This window comes from uncultured Formosa sp., assembly GCF_947500765.1.
In the GTDB taxonomy this organism is placed as follows: domain Bacteria; phylum Bacteroidota; class Bacteroidia; order Flavobacteriales; family Flavobacteriaceae; genus Formosa.
Window position 1 is genome coordinate 56,166 of the sequence record NZ_CANMTH010000009.1, and the last position, 22,152, is coordinate 78,317.

Sequence of the window (22,152 nt, forward strand, 5' to 3'; positions counted from 1 at the left end):
TTAACATGTTTAAAAAGATTGCACTACTAAGTTTGGTAGCTTTAGCATTTTCTTGTGCTAAGGAAAAAGAAGGGTTTACACTTGACGCATCATTTAACGATGCCGTAAATGGTAAAGCCATAAAATTATTTAAAGCTGATGGACAAAAACAAGTCGTAATGGACTCTACCGTGGTTACAGATGGTAAAGCTCACTTAGAAGGATTGGTTACTGCTCCAGATTTATATTTTATTGAAATTGAATCCGTACGTGGAAACATCCCTGTTATTCTTGAAAATGAAGACATGACAGTTGCTATTAATACCGATAGTATTTTTAATACACGTGTGCAAGGAAGTAAAGAAAACGATGCTTTTAATACCTACCAATCGTACATGATTGAATTACAAAAAAAGAATCAAACCTTAAGTCAAGAGTTTAGAACAGCACAACAAACTAAAGATTCTGTGCTTGCTTTAGAAGTTCAGAACCGTTACAAAACTATGGTTGATGATAATATGGCTCATGATCTTGAATTCATGAAATCTAATAACGATGCCTTTGTATCGGCACTGATTTTAGAACGTCACTTAGGAAACAAAAACATCCCTTTTCAAGATAAAAAAGAGATTTACGAAAACTTTACTTCTCGAATTAAAGAGACGCGTTTAGGTAAAACATTAGGCGATGCCATTAAGGCTGAAGGTGCTACTGCTGTTGGTAGTGTTGTAGAAGATTTCTCTGCGCCAAATCCTGAAGGAAAAACAGTTGCTTTAAACGATATTAAAGGAAAGGTAACAATTATCGATTTCTGGGCTGCTTGGTGCGGACCATGTAGAAAAGAAAACCCGAATTTAGTAAAGGTATATAACCAATATCACGACAAAGGTTTAGAAATATTAGGAGTGTCTTTAGACGGAACACCAAGACAAAAAGATCCTAAAGCAGAATGGATTGCTGCTATTGAAAAAGATGGCTTAGCATGGCACCAAATTTCTAACTTAAACTATTTTGAAGACCCAATCGTAAAACAATTTAATATCCGTGCAATTCCAGCAACATACGTGCTAGATGCCGATGGTAAAATTGTAGCTTCAGGTTTAAGAGGTCAAGCCTTAGAAGATAAAATCGCAGAATTATTGAACTAAGTTTATAATTCTACTACCATAAAAAAAAGCCTTCATTGTTTAACCGCATGAAGGCTTTTTTATGCGCTTATATCATTCAAAGCAAACGCAGTGCAGCAAAGAATCCCTAACTCGAATGTCATTCAAAGCAAAACGCAGTGAAGCAAAGAATCCCTAACTATAATGTCATTCAAAACAAACGCAGTGCAGCGAAGAATCCCTAACTCGAATGTCATTCAGAGCAAACGCAGTGCAGTGAAGAATCCCTAACTCGAATGTCATTCAGAGCAAACGCAATGAAGCGAAGAATCCCTAACTATAATGTCATTCAGAACAAACGCAGTGCAGTGAAGAATCCCTAACTATAATGTCATTCAGAGCGTAACCCAGTGAAGCGAAGAATCCCTTACTCTAATGTCATTCAGAGCAAAACGCAGTGAAGCGAAGAATCCCTAACTATAATGTCATTCAGAGCGTAACCCAGTGCAGTGAAGAATCTCTAACTCGAATATCATTCAGAGCGTAACCCAGTGAAGCGAAGAATCTCTAACTCGAATGTCATTCAGAACAAACCCAGTGCAGTGAAGAATCTCTAACTATAATGTCATTCAGAGCGTAACCCAGTGAAGCGAAGAATCCCTTACTCTAATGTCATTCAGAACAAACGCAGTGAAGCGAAGAATCTCTAACTATAATGTCATTCAGAGCGTAACCCAGTGAAGCGAAGAATCCCTTACTCGAATGTCATTCAGAGCAAACGCAGTGAAGCGAAGAATCCCTTACTATAATGTCATTCAGAACAAACGCAGTGCAGTGAAGAATCCCTAACTATAATGTCATTCAGAGCGTAACCCAGTGAAGCGAAGAATCCCTAACTCCACACTATAAAGATTCCTCCTACCGTCGGAATGACAACACACAAACAATCCCAAATGTCATTCAGAGCGTAACCCTGTGAAGCGAAGAATCTATTACTATAATGTCATTCAGAGCAAAACGCAGTGCAGTGAAGAATCCCTAACTCCAAAACATAAAGATTCCTCCTACCGTCGGAATGACAACACACGAACAATCCCAAATGTCATTCAGAGCATAACCCTGTGAAGCGAAGAATCCCTAATTAAGCTTCCCCGTTTTATGAAGAACAAACAAAATAACGATAGGTATAGCCAACAAACCAATCATCAATAAATTAGTTTGAAACAACGATGGAAACAAAATTAAAGTGGTAACATAACCACCAATTGCACCTCCAAAATGGGCATCGTGACCAATATTACCAATACGGTTTTTCATACCATAAATAGAATATAACAAATACCCAATACCAAACACATAAGCAGGAATTGGAATAGGAATAAAAAACATATACAAACTCATATTAGGCTCTAATAATATAGCTGAATACAAGATTCCCGTTACAGCACCACTCGCTCCTACCGCACTATATTCATATTCGTTTTTATGAAAAAACAACGACAATAAACTCCCTAAAATCAAACTGACTAAATAAACAACTATAAAGTTGAAATTACCTAAGTATGAAACCACAACATCTGCAAAGAAATACAGCGTAAACATATTAAAAAACAAGTGAGACATATCTACATGTAAAAAACCAGAACTAAACATTCTCATTTTTTCACCGCGATTAATAGCTCCTACATTAAACTTATATTTTTCAAAAAAGCTAAAATCATTAAATCCTTTTAGAGAGATAATCACATTCGCCGCAATAATCACAATAGTTACTATACTTAAATTCCCCATAAACTATAAACTTATATTTCAAATATACTATATATTTGTTTTTGCAAAACTAAAACTAAATAATGCAATTCCTCGCTTATATTCTTGTTTATCCTATTATTTGGCTCATTTCTATACTTCCGTTTAGACTGCTATATGCATTCTCAGACGGGCTGTATGTCTTACTATACCATATTATTGGATATAGAAGAAAAACAGTTAAAGAAAATTTAGACTTGGTATTCCCTAACAAATCCGAAACCGAAAAAAAACGAATCACCAAAGCGTTTTACCATCATTTATGTGATATGACGGTTGAGGCTATGAAATCGCTAACCATTTCTGAAGCGGAAATTAAAAAACGTTTCCAATTTAAAGATTTAGATGTCATTCAAGATTTAGTAGCGAATAATAAAAGTGTGGCTTTAATGTGCGCACATTATGGAAGTTGGGAATGGATTTTCGTGCTACAATCTTACGTAAATGTAAAAGGATACGCGGTATATAAAAAACTAAAGAACCCGTACTTCGATAAATTGGTTAAAAGAATACGTGCACGATACAATAGTTATTTAATTACCACTAAAGAAACGGTACCAACACTAATGCATGCTAAGGTTAACAATAATCTAATGATATGTGGTTTTGTCTCTGATCAATCTCCTAAAATAAACAGCGCCCATTATTGGACCAATTTTATGGGAATAAAAGTACCCGTGTACACCGGAGCAGAAATGCTCTCTAAACGTATAGATATGTCTGTGGTATTCTTTAGAGTGAAACGTTTAAAACGTGGACATTACGAAACTACATTCGAGTTATTAGCAGATCAGGCCAAAGACTATGAAAACTACGAGATTACCGATGCCTTTTTAAGAAAGGTTGAAAAACAAATAGAAGAAGCGCCCGAGTATTATTTATGGACGCACAAACGTTGGAAACATAGAGATAAAGTCCCTGCAGAATTCCTGTAAATATTCTAATTTCGATTACATGATATACAAAAAAAGACACCTTAATAAGGTGTCTTTTTTAGTTCTATGTACGTTGTCGTTTACAAGCCTGCTATTTTAGAAATCTCAGCAATAAAACGATCTGCTAAAGCATCGGCTTCTGTTTGCGATCCGGCTTCTGTATACACACGAATAATAGGTTCTGTATTACTTTTACGTAAGTGTACCCAGTTGGTTGGGAAGTCAATTTTCACACCATCTATAGTCGTTATCTGCTCTGAAGCGTATTGCGCTTCCATCGCTTTTAAAATACCATCGACATCCAATTCAGGGGTTAATGCTATTTTCTTTTTACTCATATAGTATTGCGGATATGATGCTTTTAAAGCACTAACCGACATTCTCTTTTCGGCTAATAAACTTAAAAACAAAGCTACTCCTACAAAAGCGTCACGTCCGTAATGTAAGGTTGGGTAAATAATACCACCATTACCTTCACCGCCAATAACCACGTTGTTCTTTTTCATTAAAGTTACCACATTCACTTCTCCTACAGCACTTGCTTCGTAGGTTCCGCCATGTTTTTCAGTAACATCACGTAAAGCACGCGTCGAGCTCATATTACTAACGGTGTTCCCTGGGTTTTTACTTAGCACATAATCTGCACAAGCAACAAGCGTGTATTCTTCTCCAAACATTTCACCTGTTTCATCCATAAACGCTAAACGGTCTACATCAGGATCTACTACAATTCCAAAATCGGCATGTGCTTTTACTACAGCTTCAGATAAATCGGTTAAGTGTTCTTTTAATGGTTCTGGATTATGAGGGAATTGTCCGTTAGGTTCACAGAATAACTTCACAGCTTCTACACCTAAACGTTCTAAAAGCAACGGAATTGCTAATCCTCCTGTAGAGTTTACACCATCTACCACCACTTTAAATTTAGCGTCTTTTATAGCCTCTAGGTTTACTAATGGTAAGTCTAAAACCTCATCAATATGAATATCTATATAGGCATCGTTTATAGAAATGTCTCCCAAACTATCAACATCCGAAAACTGAACCGTATCGGCTTCAGCATAATCTAAAATTTTAGCACCTTCTTCAGCATTTAAAAACTCGCCTTTAGCATCTAATAATTTTAAAGCATTCCACTGTTTTGGGTTATGGCTAGCCGTTAAAATAATACCTCCATCTGCATGTTCTAAAGGCACAGCAATCTCTACTGTTGGCGTAGTAGACAGTCCAAGATCAATCACATGAATTCCCATGCCTACAAGCGTATGCATAACTAAACTCTGTATCATTTCTCCTGAAATTCGAGCATCACGACCAACAACAACGCGGTAATTGTCTTTATTGCGTTGTGCCTTAACCCAAGTACCATAAGCTGCAGCAAATTTAACAGCGTCTATTGGAGTTAAATTATCTCCTACAGCACCACCAATGGTACCTCGTATTCCTGAAATTGATTTAATTAATGTCATAAAATAATTTAAGTTTCAACAAATATAATATTTCATTATGGTAATCTTATATTTTGAATTTGTAAATTCCCCAAATGAATTATTTAGCGCACATATATCTTTCGGAAAACCGTCCCAAAGTCACCATAGGTAATTTTATAGCCGATGGAAATGGGATTAGAGGGAAATCGTATCAGAAATTCGATAAAGATATTCAAGTTGGTATTTTATTACATCGCCAAATTGATACCTTTACCGATGCGCATCCTACCGTAAGACAAAGCACCAAACGATTACACAAAAATTATGGCCATTATTCAGGAATTATAATCGATATCTTTTACGATCATTTTTTAGCAAAAAACTGGACCTCCTATTCTGATGTACCTTTAAATGAATATGCAAACGCATTTTATAATTTATTAGAAGAACATGTAGATGATTTACCGAAATATACCCAACACATTTTACCATATATGAAAAAAGGCAATTGGCTAGTAAGCTATGCCTCTATAAAAGGTATTGAAAGTGTACTAAAAGGCATGGATAAACGTACCAAAAACCAATCGCAAATGTACCTCTCCATAACCGAATTAGAAACCCATTACAAGGAATTTGAATCTGAATTCACCTCCTTTTTTGAAGAATTACGCCAGTTTTCTCACACGAAACTAAACACCATTATAAATAACATATGAAGCCTAGTTACTACATCCTTATATTCTTTTTAATAGTATCTGCTTGTAAAGAATCTCCAACGAAAACAGAAGAAAAAACCACAGAGGCTGTTACAGGCGTTATCGCTAAAAAAGCCATGGTCGTTTCCGCAAGAGAAGAAGCCTCTATAATAGGAACCTCTATTTTAAAACAAGGCGGAAATGTGTTTGATGCCATGATGGCAACAGAATTATCGCTTGCCGTAGCTTATCCATACGCTGGAAATTTAGGTGGTGGCGGATTTATGGTATACCGCTTAAATAATGGCGATATTGGTGCCTTAGACTATCGTGAAAAAGCCCCAATGGCTGCAACAAAAACCATGTATTTAGACGAAGACGGAAATGTAATTCCAGACAAAAGTACACTTGGCGGCATGGCTATTGGTGTACCCGGAACGGTTGCAGGGGTATTTGCTGCTCATGACAAATTTGGAAGTTTACCTATAGCTACAATCTTAAAACCTGTAATTGCTTTAGCCAAACGCGGCGTTATTGTCACTGAAAAACAAGCAAAACGTATTCAAGCAAAACGCAAGTTATTTCAAGAAGTAAATAAAGACACCATTATTTTTGATGCCGATTGGAAAGCTAACGACACCATTAAATATCCTGTTTTAGCAAACACTTTAGAACGGATTTTAAAAACAGGTAAAGACGGATTTTATAAAGGTGAAGTCGCAAAAACATTAGCGACATTCATTCAAAATAATGGAGGAATCCTTACCGAAGAAGATTTAGCAAATTACGAAGCAAAATGGAGAACTCCTGTCGTTTTTAATTACGATGATCTAAAAGTTATTTCTATGTCACCTCCGTCTAGTGGCGGTATTTGTTTAGGTCAGATAATGAATATGATAGAACCATACGACCTTGCGAGTTTAGGACACAATAGCACCAAAGCCATTCAAATAATTACAGAAGCAGAACGTCGTGCGTATGCAGATAGAAGTTACTATTTAGGTGATCCAGATTTTGTTGAAATACCGACTAAAAAATTACTAAGCGATGCCTATCTTAAAGATAGAATGGCCAATGTATCTTTCGATAAAGCCACTTTATCATCGTCCTTAAAGCATGGAAATGTAGAGCTTGTTGAAAGCGACGAAACCACACACTACTCTATAGTAGACCAGTTTGGAAATGCCATTGCAGTCACCACAACTTTAAACGGAGCATACGGTTCTAAACTATACTGTTCAGAATTAGGATTCTTTTTAAATAACGAAATGGACGATTTTAGCAGCAAACCAGGCGAACCAAATATGTTTGGTTTAATTGGTGCCGAAGCAAATAGTATTGCGCCACAAAAACGGATGCTGAGTTCTATGACACCAACTATTGTTGAAAAAGATGGCGAGCTATTCATGACTGTTGGTACACCTGGAGGCTCTACCATAATTACTTGTGTATTACAAACCATTTTAAATGTACACGACTATAATATGGGCATGCAAGAAGCCGTTAATGCACCACGCTTTCACCACCAATGGTTACCCGACGAAATACTTATGGAACCCTCTAAATTTAGTCGTGAAACCATATCAGAATTAGAGCAAAAAGGCTATCATATTAATGAAAAAGATGCACCGGTTATTGGTCGTGTAGATGGAATTTTAAAACGACAAAACGGAACTTTAGAAGCTGGTGCAGATTATCGTGGAGATGATACTGCAATTGGATTTTAAATCCATAATATTGTAACACTAAATCAGAACTATGTCTGCAAAGAAAATTCTTAAAATCTGTGGTGGAATTATTGTATTCCTAACACTACCTACATTATTATTTTTTGGGTATTTATATGTTAGATATGATGAAGATTTACCTCAGGCCACACCTACCAAAGAAGCCGATATTGTAGCAAAAAAAATGCTTGATGCATTAGATTATAAGGCCTACAAAAAAACAAGTTATATTGAATGGACCTTTAATAAACGTCATCATTTTAAATGGACCAAGAATGCCGATTTTTGTGAAGTGTATTGGAAAAACGTGAGAGTAGATCTACAATTAAATGCACCAAACACAAGTAAAGTACTTGTTAATAACACTCACATAACTGGTGAAGAAGCTCAGGAATATATAGACAAAGCGGTAGAATATTTTAATAACGATTCGTTTTGGATTGTTGCTCCTTATAAAGTATTTGACGCTGGTACAACACGTAGTTTAGTTCCGTTAGAAGACAACAAACAAGGCCTTTTAATTTCGTACACTACAGGAGGAAGTACACCTGGCGATTCGTATATGTGGCTATTAGATGAAAATTATAAACCTTCGGCATTTAAAATGTGGGTATCTATTTTACCATTAAATGGACTAGAAGCGTCGTGGAGTAATTGGACGACAACAGAAACTGGAGCACAACTTCCTGAATTTCATCAATTACTGTTTCTGGGTCTAGATATTACAAATATCAAAACAGCATTCTAATTGTTAAGTATATTTACACCTCTAGATACCAAACAATTCCATGCTTTAAAAGAGCACGAGGTATAATATTTGTTTTAAATTCAGGATAGCACACTTCAACCACCTGACAATAATTCAATTTTAACACACAAAAAGCCTACATAAATAACAAATTCATAAAATATAAGTGTATTTTTTATTATTTTAAAAACCACAACAACACTTAATTCTATTTGATTTTTTAAAAACACCATTGAAATTCAATTTTTGAAGATATAATTTATTAATTTTGATTAACCAACTATTTAAAAGGCATGGATAACCATTTATTAAAACCTTTAAGTCATTATATCACTCCCGACTTAATAACTCAAGCTGCTGATACTTTAGACGAATCGGAAACGAGTGTTTTTAAAGCGATGTCCTCCTCGATTCCTACGCTTTTAACCGGACTATTAAATAATATAACCGACACAACTTTTATAGATAAGATTATTAATCTGGCTAACCATGAAGAATTAGATGCTTCTCATATACTTTCAGACCCAACGACTTTACTAACAAATAAGAGTAATCAATTCACTTTAGATGCAGGAACAAGCACTCTAAATATGCTTTTTGATACCAAACAGTCTAGTTTGTTAGATCTTTTAGGAAATGCTTCTGGAGTAAAAAAACCATCTGTTTTCCGATTATTGCATATGACTGCTCCTATGCTATTAGCTTTTATAAAGCAATCTGATTTTGATACAGACCTTTTAATTAAAACGTTATTATCTGAAAAAGACGATATTTTAATGGCTACTCCTGTAGGATTACAAGCCTTACTAAGTAAAGAATCGGCAGTAAAACCTCAAGTCTTTACAAGAACTAAAAAAAACAAAAAGAAAGAAACGGAAGCCATTAAACACAGATGGATTATACCCTTCTTAATCTTTGTTGCCTCTATACTATTATTTGTAATAATGAAAAAAAGTGATGGAGAACCCGACACACCTATTATGCCAAACAAGGTTCCCGAAACACTAAGCGAACCAATAGAACCTTTGGTTAAAGACACAAAAACAGATATTACATTACCAAACGGCTATACGTTTAAAGCTTCGGAAACGGGGTTAGAAAACAATCTGTCTGCTTGGTTAGCCCAAACCGATACGATTGCAAATAAAGACCAGTGGTTTAATTTCGATAAGTTATTATTTCCTACAGCAGAGGCTAAACTCTTACCAGAATCTAACCTTCAACTTAAAAATCTAGTTGAAATTTTAAATGCATACCCTAATATTTCTATAAAAATAGGAGGTTATACAGACAATACTGGAGATGCAAATACCAATTTAAAATTATCTAGCGACAGAGCTCAAAACGTAGTAAACGAACTAATTTCTATGGGAATCGACCCTAAACGATTGTCGGCAGAAGGCTATGGAAATCAACACCCTGTTGCTTCAAACGATACAGAAATTGGACGCTCAAAAAACAGAAGAATTGCCTTGCGTATTACAAGCAAATAATTTTAATTACAACTATATTTTAAAAGCTGATGCATCATATGCATCAGCTTTTTTTTATGATCATTGCTAATACAAAAGACATTTTTTTCAAAATAAACCCCTACAATACCCCCTTCATTTTTAACAATTTACTAAGACTCTTGGCGTTTCCTTTTTCATCATAAAATCAGTATCTTTGAGACTTTGCATTTCTATGAGCAAGTTCGAAGAATATATTGAAGTTAAGGGTGCCCGAGTGCACAATTTAAAAAACATTGACGTGTCTATACCTAGAGACAAACTCGTTGTAATTACGGGTTTATCGGGAAGTGGAAAATCGTCTTTAGCTTTCGACACCATTTATGCCGAAGGCCAGCGCCGTTATATTGAAACGTTTTCTGCTTATGCACGTCAGTTTTTAGGCGGACTGGAACGTCCTGATGTCGACAAAATTGATGGCTTATCTCCTGTTATTGCTATAGAACAAAAAACGACAAGCAAATCGCCACGGTCTACAGTAGGAACGATTACAGAGATTTACGATTTTTTACGTCTGTTATACGCAAGAGCTAGTGATGCTTACAGTTATAATACTGGCGAGCAAATGGTAAGTTATAGCGACGAGCAAATTAAACAGTTAATTATTGAAGACTATAAAGGGAAACGTATAAATATTCTCGCTCCCGTTATACGATCTAGAAAAGGGCATTATCGTGAATTATTTGAACAGATAGCAAAACAAGGCTTTGTAAAAGTAAGAACAGATGGCGAAATTCGAGACCTTGTAAAAGGCATGAAGTTAGATCGTTATAAAATGCATGATATCGAAATCGTTATCGATCGTTTAAAAATTGATAGCAATGCCGACAACGATAAACGCCTTTCTGAAACTATAAATACAGCAATGTATCATGGTGATGATGTGTTAATGGTTATCGATCAAGACACTAACGAAGCACGTTATTTTAGTCGTTTACTTATGTGTCCATCTACAGGTATATCGTATCCAAATCCTGAACCTAATAATTTCTCATTCAACTCCCCAAAAGGAGCTTGTCCGAAATGTAATGGAATTGGTCAACTGTACCAAGTAAACATTTCTAAAATTATTCCTGATCCAAGTTTATCTATAAAAGCAGGTGCTCTAGCACCACACGGACCAGAAAAAAACAGTTGGATTTTTAAGCAATTACAACTTATCGCACAACACTACAATTTTAAATTGACAGATCCCTATAAAGATATCCCTGAAGCCGCTAAGCAGATGATTTTATACGGCGGAAAAGAGAAATTTTCTGTTGAAAGTAAAACTTTAGGTATAACTCGAGATTATAAAATCGATTTTGAAGGTGTTGCTAATTTTATTGAAAGTCAGTATGAAAATGCACAAACTACAACACTAAAACGTTGGGCTAAAGAATATATGGACAAAGTTGATTGTGAGGTTTGTCAAGGCACACGACTTAGAAAAGAATCATTATATTTTAAAGTCAATGGCTTAAATATAGCCGAATTAGCAAATAAAGACATTAGTGATTTATCGGTTTGGTTTAAAGACTTAAACACCCATTTATCGTCTAAACAAGTTCAAATTGGTGAAGAAATTATAAAAGAAATTAGTACGCGTCTTCAGTTTTTATTAGATGTTGGTTTAGATTATTTATCGTTAAACCGAAGCTCTAAATCCTTATCTGGAGGAGAAGCACAACGCATTAGATTAGCAACACAAATTGGATCGCAATTGGTTGGTGTACTTTATATTTTAGACGAACCAAGTATTGGTTTACATCAGCGTGATAATGAAAAGTTAATCAACTCATTAATTTCTCTTCGCGATGTTGGAAACTCTGTTATTGTGGTAGAACATGATAAGGATATGATAGAACGTGCCGATTATGTTATTGACATCGGACCAAAAGCAGGACGTTATGGTGGTGAAATAATTAGTCAGGGCACCCCTGCCGAATTACTAAAACAACATACGTTAACCGCAGAATATATTAACGGGACAAAAGCTATAGAAATCCCTAAAAAACGACGTGAAGGTAACGGCCATTTATTAACCTTAAAAGGCTGTACTGGAAACAATTTAAAAAATGTAAGTGTTTCATTTCCTTTAGGAAAAATGATAGGAGTTACTGGCGTTTCAGGAAGTGGAAAATCGACTTTAATTAACGAAACCCTCTACCCTATTTTAAACGCTTATTATTTTAATGGCGTTAAAAAACCAATGCCGTACAAAAGCATAAAAGGTTTAGAACATTTAGATAAGGTTATCGATATTAATCAGTCGCCTATTGGTCGTACACCTCGAAGTAATCCAGCAACATACACCGGTGTGTTTAGCGAAATAAGAAGTTTGTTTGCTAAAATCCCTGAAGCCATGATTCGTGGTTACAAACCAGGAAGATTCAGTTTTAATGTTAAAGGCGGACGTTGTGAAACCTGCCAAGGAGGAGGTTTACGCGTAATAGAAATGAACTTTTTACCAGATGTATACGTAGAATGTGAAACCTGTCAAGGGAAACGTTTTAACAGAGAAACACTAGAAATTAGATACAAAGGAAAATCGATTAGCGATGTGCTAAACATGACTATAAACGAAGCTGTACCGTTTTTCGAGAATATTCCTAAAATTCATAAAAAAGTAAAAACAATTCAAGATGTTGGATTAGGTTATATAACACTCGGACAACAGAGTACAACACTTTCTGGAGGAGAAGCACAACGTATAAAACTTGCGACAGAATTAAGTAAACGCGATACAGGAAATACATTCTATATTTTAGATGAACCCACAACAGGACTTCATTTTGAAGATATTCGTGTGCTTATGATTGTTCTTAACAAACTAGCAGACAAAGGGAATACAGTACTTATTATTGAACACAATTTAGACGTTATAAAAACCGTTGATCATATTATAGATATTGGTTACGAAGGCGGTAAAGGCGGTGGTAAAGTAATCGTTGAAGGCACACCCGAAGAAGTTGCAAAACACAAAAAAAGTTACACCGCTAAATTCCTTAAAAAAGAATTAAATTAGCAAAAGAAGATAAAATGATTATGACAAAAGAACAACATCCTAAAGGTTGGAATGAAATAAAGACAAACGATTCATGGGCTATTTTTAAAATCATGGGTGAATTTGTAAATGGTTTTGAAAAAATGAGCACCGTTGGTCCTTGTATATCAATTTTTGGATCTGCAAGAACTAAACCAGAAGATAAATACTATCAATTAGCAGAACGCGTAGCCAATAAAATTGTAGATGAAGGTTACGGTGTAATTACTGGCGGAGGACCTGGAATTATGGAAGCTGGAAATAAAGGTGCGCATTTAGGCGGCGGAACATCGGTGGGTTTAAACATTAAATTACCGTTCGAACAACACGACAACCCGTATATCAATCCCGATAAAAGTTTAGATTTCGATTACTTTTTTGTTAGAAAATTAATGTTTGTAAAGTACTCTCAAGGATTTGTGGTACTTCCTGGTGGTTTTGGAACTCTAGATGAATTATTCGAATCTATTACCCTAATTCAGACCGGAAAAATAGAACAGTTTCCTATAATTTTAGTCGGAAAAGATTACTGGGCAGGCTTATTCGAGTGGATAAAATCTACTATGCTAGCAAAACACAATACCATTAGCGCTAAAGACTTAGACCTAATACATATTGTAGACACTGAAGATGAGGTAGTTAATATTCTTAACGAATTTTATAACGAATCTAATTTTAGCCTAAATTTTTAACATGAATTAATAAGATTAAATTCCTTTAAAAATATATCTTTCCAACTATATATTTGTAGTGATGCTTTAGTTAAACTAAGAATGACTAAAGCATTACTATAAAAGTTAAAGACAATTGTAAAATTAAAATTTTAAAAAGTAACTTGAGATTACGAAGTATTTGCTTTACCCTATTTATTTTCACAAACATGGTTGCTATCTGTCAAAACAAAATTGACGTAAAAGCAACATTCGACGTGTCTACAAAGCAGATTCTCATTTCTCAATCTATTCAATATAAAAACACCACACAAGATACGCTGCAAGCCGTATATTTAAACGATTGGGCCAACAGCTACTCTACAAAAACAACACCATTAGCAAAGCGTTTTGCCGAAGAATACAAAACAAATTTTCATTTTGCTAAAAGTCAAGATCGAGGTTTTACCGCTATAACAAGTATTACTGAAAACAATAAAGATCTCGTTTTTAATCGGCTTAAAAATCAACCAGACATTTTAAAAATTAAGCTTCCAAAACCTCTACAAGGCGGAGAAACCTATACCATACAACTTGAATACATTGTTCAAATTCCGAACGATAATTTTACTCGTTACGGATGGACAAACAACAACGATTTCAACTTACGGTATTGGTATATAACACCAGCTATTTATAATGGCACCTGGAATTATTACAGTAATAAAGATTTAGACGATTTATTTATTCCTGCTGCCGATTTAAACATACAAGTTAAATTTCCTAGTTATTACACTTTAACGTCAGAGTTAAAAAGAGTAAACACACAAATAGAAAAAGGGAATACATCGGTTACATTAACAGGGAAAAACAGTGTAGATTCTAAATTATTTCTAAAAAAGACTTCAGATTTTAATACCACCGGAAACGATTCTTTTTCTATCGTTACCAATATTAATGACGAGAATTTAAATCAAATTGACCGCATTATAATTACCGATAAAATTATCACATTTATAACCGAAAACTTCGGCAGTTATCCTAATGATAAATTATTACTTTCTGAAATAGATTATAAAAAGAATCCTATTTATGGCCTTAATCAATTACCAAATTTTATAAGACCATTTCCAAATCATTTTCAATATGAACTTAAACTAATAAAAACAGCTTTAAATAATTATTTTGAAAACATGTTATTCATTAATCCTCGAAAAGATTATTGGCTTAACGACGGATTACAAGTTTACTATTTAATGAAATATGTAGATCAGTATTACCCAAACATGAAACTTTTTGGAACACTTTCAAAGATTTGGGGGGTACGTTCTTTTCATGCAACTCAGCTACAGTTTAATAATCAATATAATTTTTTATACATGCATATGGCGCGTTCAAATTTAGATCAGCCATTAACAATGCCTAAAGATTCTTTATTAAAATTTAATTCTAATATTGCTAACAAATACAAAGCTGGCGTTGGTTTAAAGTATTTAGAGGACTATTTAAATCATGATATTATTCAAGGAACCATAGATAGTTATATCTCATTATATAAGCAAAAACAAACGTCTCCAAAAGATTTTGAAACACTTTTACGCTGTAACACAGACAAAGATGTAGATTGGTTTTTTAACGACTACATAGCAACACGACAAAAAATAGATTATAAAATTAAAGGCTACGATATTATTGGAGATTCTTTAGAAGTAACCATAAAGAATAAAAGAAAAAACAATATGCCCATTTCGTTATTCGGACTTAAAAACGATAGTATTGTTTACAAAACCTGGATTAATAACATTTCTGAAACTGAAAAAATTACCATTCCAAAAGACTCTATAGATAAGTTAGTTTTAAACTACGATATGGTAGTCCCTGAATTTAATTTAAGAGACGATTGGAAATCTTTAAAGGGCTTTTTATTTAACAATAAACCATTACAATTTAGGTTATTTAAAGATATCGAAGACCCGTATTATAACCAGGTATTTTTTATGCCAGACTTTACATATAATTATTACGACGGTTTTGCCCCTGGCCTACGTTTATATAACAAAACAATACTATCAAAACCTTTTGCATACAGCCTGAGTCCTCGTTATGCTTTAAAAAGCAAGCAACTTGTGGGAAACGTAAGCCTAAGCTACACACATCGCTTAGAAGAGACTAGCCTATATTATATTAGATATGGTTTTTCAGGAGAATATTCTAATTACGCCCAAGACTTATCTTACACCTCTTATACACCATATGTGCAGTTTAGTTTTAGAAATAAAGATAATTTTCGTGACAATAAAAAACAAAACTTAACACTTAGATATGTGAGTATTTCTAGGGAAGACGATCCTACTCTTCAATTCACAAATGAAGATCAGCCAGATTATGATGTGTTTAATATGCGTTACGGAAATACAAACCCAAATTTAAAAAATCATGTTAGTGGGTTTACCGATTTACAATTAGCCAAAAACTTCGGAAAAATAGCTGTGAATTTTGAATACAGAAAACTCACAGAAAACAATAGAAATTTTAATTTACGCTTTTTTGCCGGAACTTTTCTATATAACAATACCTACAAAACTTCAGACTATTTTAGTTTTGCTTTAGATCGTCCAACAGACTATTTATTCGACTACAATTACTTGGGAAGATCTGAAGAGTCAGGACTACTAAGCCAAGAATTAGTTATTGCAGAAGGAGGCTTCAAATCTAAACTAGATACCCCTTTCGCAAACCAATGGATTACAACATTAAATGGAGGAACCACAATCTGGAAATATCTTGAACTTTATGGAGATATAGGTCTAGTAAAAAGCCATAATCAACCTACTGAATTTGTTTACGATACAGGATTCCGTTTAAACTTAATAACAGATTACTTTGAATTATATTTTCCTGTTTATTCCAATTTAGGATGGGAAGTTTCACAACCTCACTATAAAGAAAAAATTAGATTTATTGTAACCTTATCTCCTAAAACCTTATTGGGATTATTTACAAGACGTTGGTACTAAATTTTATAATTTAATTAACAATTTATCATTAAAAACGAAATAATCTAACAATTCTTTATAAAAACATAGTAAAACCACGTTTTTACTATAAAATTCACAGCTCACTTAAGTTAGATTTGAATTGTGAAAACCATTTAATTTCCATAAATTTGCACTCATTCCAATCCAAATAAAAACATGCAAACAGAACCCGAAACAATGACAGGACTTTCTTTTGAAGATTTTAAAGCCGAAGTTTTAAATGATTACAAAATTGCAGTTACCTCTCGTGAGTGTAGTTTACTTGGTAGACGAGAAGTACTTACTGGTAAAGCAAAATTCGGAATATTTGGAGGCGGTAAAGAAGTGGCGCAATTAGCCATGGCAAAAGCCTTTAAAAATGGAGATTTTCGTTCTGGTTATTACCGTGACCAAACCTTTATGATGGCTATTGGACAACTTACTATCGAGCAATTCTTCTCAGGGTTATATGCCAATACCAATTTAGAAATAGAACCTATGTCTGCAGGTAGACAAATGGGAGGGCATTTTGCAACACATAGTTTAGACGAAAACGGAAATTGGAAAAACTTAACACAACAAAAAAATTCTAGCGCAGATATATCCCCTACCGCAGGGCAAATGCCTCGCCTTTTAGGATTGGCTCAAGCGTCTAAAATTTACAGACATGTAAAAGGAATTTATACTAAAAACTTCTCAGACAACGGTAACGAAATTGCTTGGGGTACTATCGGGAATGCAAGTACTAGTGAAGGAGTCTTTTTCGAAACTATAAACGCGGCAGGTGTACTTCAAGTCCCTATGGTTATTAGTGTATGGGATGATGAATATGGTATTTCTGTTCATGCAAAACACCAAACAACAAAAGAAAATATTTCAGAAGTCTTAAAAGGATTTCAAAGAGAAGAAGGTACTAACGGATACGAAATATTACGTGTAAAAGGTTGGGACTACCCTGCTTTGGTATCTACATACCAAAAAGCAAGTAAAATATCAAGAGCAGAACATGTTCCTGTTTTAATTCACGTTAATGAATTAACACAACCTCAAGGCCATTCTACGTCTGGATCTCACGAACGTTATAAAAGTCCAGAACGTTTAGCTTGGGAAACCGCTAACGATTGTAATTTAAAAATGCGTGAATGGTTAATTTCTAACGGGTTTGCAACCGACGAAGAGTTAACTGAAATAGAAAAAGGTGTTAAACGAGAGGTTCGTGAAGGTAAAAAAGCATCATGGAATCAATTTGTTGAGCCTATAAATAAAGATAAAATTGAGATTGTAAACTTATTAAAACAAGTTGCAAATATTAGTACCAATAAAGTTTTTATACATAAAATAGTAAAAGATCTAGAACATATTGAAGAGCCTATTAAACGCGATGTAATTGTTGCTGCTCGTAAAACTTTACGCTATATTATTGATGACGTAGCGCCTGAAAAAGATAGACTTTTACTTTGGATTGATAAATATTTTGAAAAAGTACAACCACAATACAGTTCTAATTTATACAGTGAAGGTAACAAGTCTGTTAAATACATTTCAGAAGTTAAACCTATATATACTCCAGATGCAGAAAACGTTGATGGACGTTTAATTATTAAAGATAATTTTGATGCAATATTTAGTAAATATCCAGAAGCATTAATTTTTGGTGAAGATTCTGGAAATATCGGAGACGTAAATCAAGGTCTCGAAGGTATGCAAGAAAAGTATGGTGAATTACGTGTGGCCGATGTTGGTATTCGCGAAACAACAATTCTTGGTCAAGGTATTGGTATGGCTATGCGCGGACTTCGTCCAATTGCAGAAATCCAATATTTAGACTACTTATTATACTGTATCCAAATTATTAGTGACGATTTAGCAACCTTACAATACAGAACTAAAGGACGCCAAAAAGCACCTCTAATTATACGTACACGTGGGCATCGTTTAGAAGGAATATGGCATTCTGGATCTCCAATGGGAGGTATTATTAACTTAGTACGCGGTATACATGTTTTAGTACCAAGAAACATGACTAAAGCCGCAGGATTCTACAATACATTATTAGAATCTGATGAACCCGCTTTAGTTATTGAATGCTTAAACGGATATCGTTTAAAAGAGAAAAAACCTTCGAATTTTGGATTATTCAAAACACCGATTGGTGTAACAGAAACCATTCGTGAAGGAAGCGATATTACTTTAGTTTCTTACGGATCTACATTAAGAATTGTAGATCAAGCTGCAAAAGAATTAATGGAAATTGGTATACAAGCAGAAGTAATTGATGTGCAATCGCTATTACCTTTTGATATCAATCATGATATTGTAAAAAGTGTAGAAAAAACCAGTCGTTTATTAATTATAGATGAAGATGTTCCTGGAGGAGCTTCTGCATATATTTTAAATGAAGTTTTAAATACTCAAAATGCTTATCAATATTTAGATAGTAAGCCAAAAACATTAACATCTAAACCACATCGTCCTGCATATGGAACAGATGGCGATTACTTCTCGAAACCTTCTTTAGAAGATATCTATGAAACGGTTTACCAAATAATGCATGAAGCCAACCCAACTAAATATCGTAAATTACGATAAATATAAATCTTTAGTATAGATAAATATTAACTCGCTTTTTTTAATATTATGACCATAAAATTATTGGCCATTGGTAAAACAGACAATAAGCTTTTACAAGGTTTAATAGACGATTACCAAAAACGACTTGGATTTTACATTAAGTTTGAATTTGAAATTATTCCAGATTTAAAAAAAGTTAAAAATTTAAGCGAAGAACAACAAAAACAAAAAGAAGGCGAACTTATTTTAGGAAAACTAAACGCAACAGATGCACTTATTCTTTTAGATGAGAATGGAAAACAAATGGATTCCGTTGGTTTCTCTAATTACCTACAAAAACACATGAATTCGGGTATTAAGCAACTGGTATTTGTTATCGGTGGGCCTTATGGGTTTTCTCCAGAGGTATACGCAAAAGCTTTAGGGAAAATATCGCTTTCAAAAATGACATTTTCACACCAGATGATACGTTTATTTATTATCGAACAACTGTATCGTGGGTTCACAATACTAAAAAATGAGCCTTACCACCATCGTTAATTAAGCAATTAAAACAAGATTGTATTTTAACGATAATGATACGTTTTTTTACCAGAACCTAATTTATAACCAATCGCTAGTTTAGCCTTAGTTACATTAAAACGGTATTTATTATTAAAATCTAGATCTGTAGAATAAACACCACCACCATAAATTAAACTCACGTAATAACGCTCTACATTATACCCTAATGCGAATGTATAATCTAATTTTAGTAATACGGGATTAGACGGTTTATAACGCCCTTCATGCAATGTTACATGTTTATACATTAAACCTATTCCAGGCATAATATTACAAGATGCGGTAAAATCTCCTGGCAATTTAAAAACAGACATTACCCCCCCTAAAACACCTAAAGCTGCACTATTATAACGTTTAATATGAGCTTTCTCATTAAAATAATCTCCCGAAGTATCGGCAAGAATATCTGTATCAGATGTAAAATAATCGTAAAAACTAAAAGCTCCAAAACCACCAGTAATATATACCTTTCTGTCTAACTTATCTATTCCAGCTTTTAACATGGCATACGAAAATTCTATGTCTGGAATTGTATGTAAATAATTAAAACCAACAGTAATCGATTTTATATCGTCCCTAAACACAAAAGGTTCATCATAATTATTTTTAACATTAAACCCCTTATAAGTCTGAACATAAAAATTAACATAATTTTTCTTTCCAAGAATGGTTGTTCCTTGCATGTCAAACCTGTGAGTTATATCATCTGTATTAGACTTAACATTAAAGGCAATATCAATTAATAATTTACTACTCGCTACACCAAATCCGACCCCAAATTTATTATTAGGAATGTAACGCGACTTAAAATTATCGTCATTAAGTATTCTAAATTGCTTGAATTTATAATTTGTAAAGAGACGAAATGAATAGTTATTTATATCATGATCTATAAAAAGTTTATCTAACTGTTTAAGAAACTTCAAAGAGTCTAAATCCTTTAGAATCTGAGCTTGTATCGAAGAATAGCTCGATAATAAAAATAATAAAAAGGCGATTTTTTTAAACATGTACTTAATCAACTAAACAGACATCGTTTTTTAACGATTTTGGTCAAGCATTAAAAATACATTAATTATAGACACTAACAATTTATGAATTGATTAATCTATTTTAAAAAGAAACTTAAACACAAAAATAAAAACAAAAGTGATTATTAAAACATTAAAGACCAACACTATAAAAGCTATTAATCGTCTAAAATTTAAATAATCACTTTCTTAAATTATATATAATTATTTATGAATTTATATACGTGTGTTTTCGTTTTTTAAGCTGAACTTCTAAATCGTTTATGGTGTTTTTAACTGCCAATTCATAAGTACGCTCTTGCGATGATGCAAAAATTCGTGGTCCAGGTGCACTTAATTCAATTTTACAAATTTTACCATCCTCTTTTTCATTCTGAATAGTCTCAAAAATTACTTCAGCAGAAATAATCCAATCATATTTTAAAGCTAATTTATTCAGTTTCGCAGTTACATGTTCATTCATTGCCTCGCTAGTTGACATATGAATATATTGAATGTTAATTGTCATAGATTAGTGTTTTAATGTTTATATAAATTTAAAGATAAACAGCGTGATTTCATATGTTTTTATCATAAAAATTATGAAATAATCAAAATATATTCAATATAAAAAGAATTTACTAATGTACTCTGCTAAAAATCAAATTATTAATCAAGTACAATTTCAAAAAAAATATTACTTCAAATTTAGTTCGTTTTAAAATTCATTTCAAACTCATAATAAAAAGGTATTTTAGCATTTTTAACGTTATAATGTCGAAGTATGAAACTTGTATTTGCTACCAATAACAACAATAAAATAAAAGAAGTGCAATCTTTAATTCCATCTCATATTACTCTTTTAAGTTTAGAAGATATTAAGTGTTTTGAAGATATTCCAGAAACACAACCCACGATAGAAGGTAACGCGCTACAAAAGGCAAATTATGTAAAAGACAATTATGGTTTTGACTGTTTTGCAGATGATACAGGTTTAGAAGTAGAGGCATTAAATGGTGCTCCTGGTGTGTTTTCTGCCCGTTTTGCTGGACCACAACGCAACGCTAAAGACAACATGGTTAAGCTATTAGAAGATCTAGGCAAATCAACTAACAGAACCGCTAATTTTAAAACAGTTATAGCATTATCACTTCAAAATAAAATGGAAACTTTTACAGGTATTTGTAATGGCGAAATTACAAAAACACAACACGGAAATTCTGGTTTTGGATACGACCCAATATTCAGACCAAATGGCCTTCAAGAAACCTTTGCTGAAATGTCGCTTAAACAGAAAAATACGATTGGCCACCGTGGAAAAGCTGTTTCACTATTGGTAGAGTATTTAAACACTTTGTAGGCCCTAAATTAATTG

General features: G+C 33.6%; 16 protein-coding genes. 12 read left to right on the forward strand and 4 right to left on the reverse strand.

Features of this window, described 5'->3' with window-relative positions; all coding sequences use genetic code 11:
- Positions 1–5: 5 nt before the first annotated feature.
- Positions 6–1,127: a TlpA disulfide reductase family protein gene (locus tag Q1B05_RS14780; RefSeq protein ID WP_299781729.1), complete on the forward strand. Its 1,122-nt coding sequence runs from the start codon at positions 6–8 to the stop codon at positions 1,125–1,127.
- 1,095 nt (positions 1,128–2,222) lie between these two features.
- Here the strand turns inward: Q1B05_RS14780 and Q1B05_RS14785 are convergent.
- Positions 2,223–2,876: a rhomboid family intramembrane serine protease gene (locus Q1B05_RS14785; protein ID WP_299781730.1), complete on the reverse strand. Its 654-nt coding sequence runs from the start codon at positions 2,874–2,876 to the stop codon at positions 2,223–2,225.
- A gap of 62 nt (positions 2,877–2,938) precedes the next feature.
- Here Q1B05_RS14785 and Q1B05_RS14790 point away from each other — a divergent pair, with 62 nt between their 5' ends.
- Positions 2,939–3,829 carry a lysophospholipid acyltransferase family protein gene (locus Q1B05_RS14790; RefSeq protein ID WP_299781731.1) on the forward strand — a complete coding sequence of 297 codons (891 nt, stop codon included), beginning with the start codon at positions 2,939–2,941 and terminating at the stop codon, positions 3,827–3,829.
- A gap of 80 nt (positions 3,830–3,909) precedes the next feature.
- Here the strand turns inward: Q1B05_RS14790 and glmM are convergent, their stop codons facing one another.
- Positions 3,910–5,298, reverse strand: coding sequence for a phosphoglucosamine mutase (gene glmM / locus Q1B05_RS14795; protein ID WP_299781732.1), 1,389 nt, complete (start codon positions 5,296–5,298; stop codon positions 3,910–3,912).
- A 74-nt stretch (positions 5,299–5,372) separates the two neighbouring features.
- On the opposite strand from glmM, the gene Q1B05_RS14800 reads away from it, so the two are divergent.
- From Q1B05_RS14800 to rlmH, 9 genes are all read left to right on the forward strand, one after another.
- Positions 5,373–5,975, forward strand: coding sequence for an acyl carrier protein phosphodiesterase (locus Q1B05_RS14800; RefSeq protein WP_299781733.1), 603 nt, complete (start codon positions 5,373–5,375; stop codon positions 5,973–5,975).
- Complete coding sequence (gene ggt / locus Q1B05_RS14805) at positions 5,972–7,681, forward strand: gamma-glutamyltransferase (protein ID WP_299781734.1); 1,710 nt, start codon at positions 5,972–5,974, stop codon at positions 7,679–7,681. Before Q1B05_RS14800 ends, ggt begins: the two co-directional genes overlap by 4 nt.
- 31 nt (positions 7,682–7,712) lie before the next feature.
- Complete coding sequence (locus Q1B05_RS14810) at positions 7,713–8,429, forward strand: hypothetical protein (protein WP_299781735.1); 717 nt, start codon at positions 7,713–7,715, stop codon at positions 8,427–8,429.
- Positions 8,430–8,722: 293 nt separating this feature from the next.
- Positions 8,723–9,922 carry an OmpA family protein gene (locus Q1B05_RS14815; RefSeq protein ID WP_299781736.1) on the forward strand — a complete coding sequence of 400 codons (1,200 nt, stop codon included), beginning with the start codon at positions 8,723–8,725 and terminating at the stop codon, positions 9,920–9,922.
- 193 nt (positions 9,923–10,115) lie between these two features.
- Positions 10,116–12,947 carry an excinuclease ABC subunit UvrA gene (uvrA, locus tag Q1B05_RS14820; protein WP_299781737.1) on the forward strand — a complete coding sequence of 944 codons (2,832 nt, stop codon included), beginning with the start codon at positions 10,116–10,118 and terminating at the stop codon, positions 12,945–12,947.
- A 20-nt stretch (positions 12,948–12,967) separates the two neighbouring features.
- Positions 12,968–13,657, forward strand: a complete 690-nt coding sequence (locus Q1B05_RS14825) for a TIGR00730 family Rossman fold protein (RefSeq protein WP_299781738.1) — start codon at positions 12,968–12,970, stop codon at positions 13,655–13,657.
- A gap of 188 nt (positions 13,658–13,845) precedes the next feature.
- Entirely contained in the window at positions 13,846–16,632 is a 2,787-nt protein-coding gene (locus Q1B05_RS14830) for a metalloprotease (protein WP_299781739.1), read from the forward strand.
- Between the two features lie 177 nt (positions 16,633–16,809).
- Positions 16,810–19,221 carry a thiamine pyrophosphate-dependent enzyme gene (locus tag Q1B05_RS14835; RefSeq protein WP_299781740.1) on the forward strand — a complete coding sequence of 804 codons (2,412 nt, stop codon included), beginning with the start codon at positions 16,810–16,812 and terminating at the stop codon, positions 19,219–19,221.
- Positions 19,222–19,269: 48 nt separating this feature from the next.
- Entirely contained in the window at positions 19,270–19,743 is a 474-nt protein-coding gene (gene rlmH, locus Q1B05_RS14840) for a 23S rRNA (pseudouridine(1915)-N(3))-methyltransferase RlmH (RefSeq protein WP_299781741.1), read from the forward strand.
- A 26-nt stretch (positions 19,744–19,769) separates the two neighbouring features.
- Here the strand turns inward: rlmH and Q1B05_RS14845 are convergent, their stop codons facing one another.
- Positions 19,770–20,693: a DUF4421 family protein gene (locus Q1B05_RS14845; RefSeq protein ID WP_299781742.1), complete on the reverse strand. Its 924-nt coding sequence runs from the start codon at positions 20,691–20,693 to the stop codon at positions 19,770–19,772.
- A gap of 313 nt (positions 20,694–21,006) precedes the next feature.
- Entirely contained in the window at positions 21,007–21,306 is a 300-nt protein-coding gene (gene raiA / locus Q1B05_RS14850; RefSeq protein WP_299781743.1) for a ribosome-associated translation inhibitor RaiA, read from the reverse strand.
- A gap of 255 nt (positions 21,307–21,561) precedes the next feature.
- Here raiA and Q1B05_RS14855 point away from each other — a divergent pair, with 255 nt between their 5' ends.
- Positions 21,562–22,137 carry a non-canonical purine NTP diphosphatase gene (locus Q1B05_RS14855; protein ID WP_299781744.1) on the forward strand — a complete coding sequence of 192 codons (576 nt, stop codon included), beginning with the start codon at positions 21,562–21,564 and terminating at the stop codon, positions 22,135–22,137.
- The last annotated feature ends 15 nt before the right edge of the window (positions 22,138–22,152 follow it).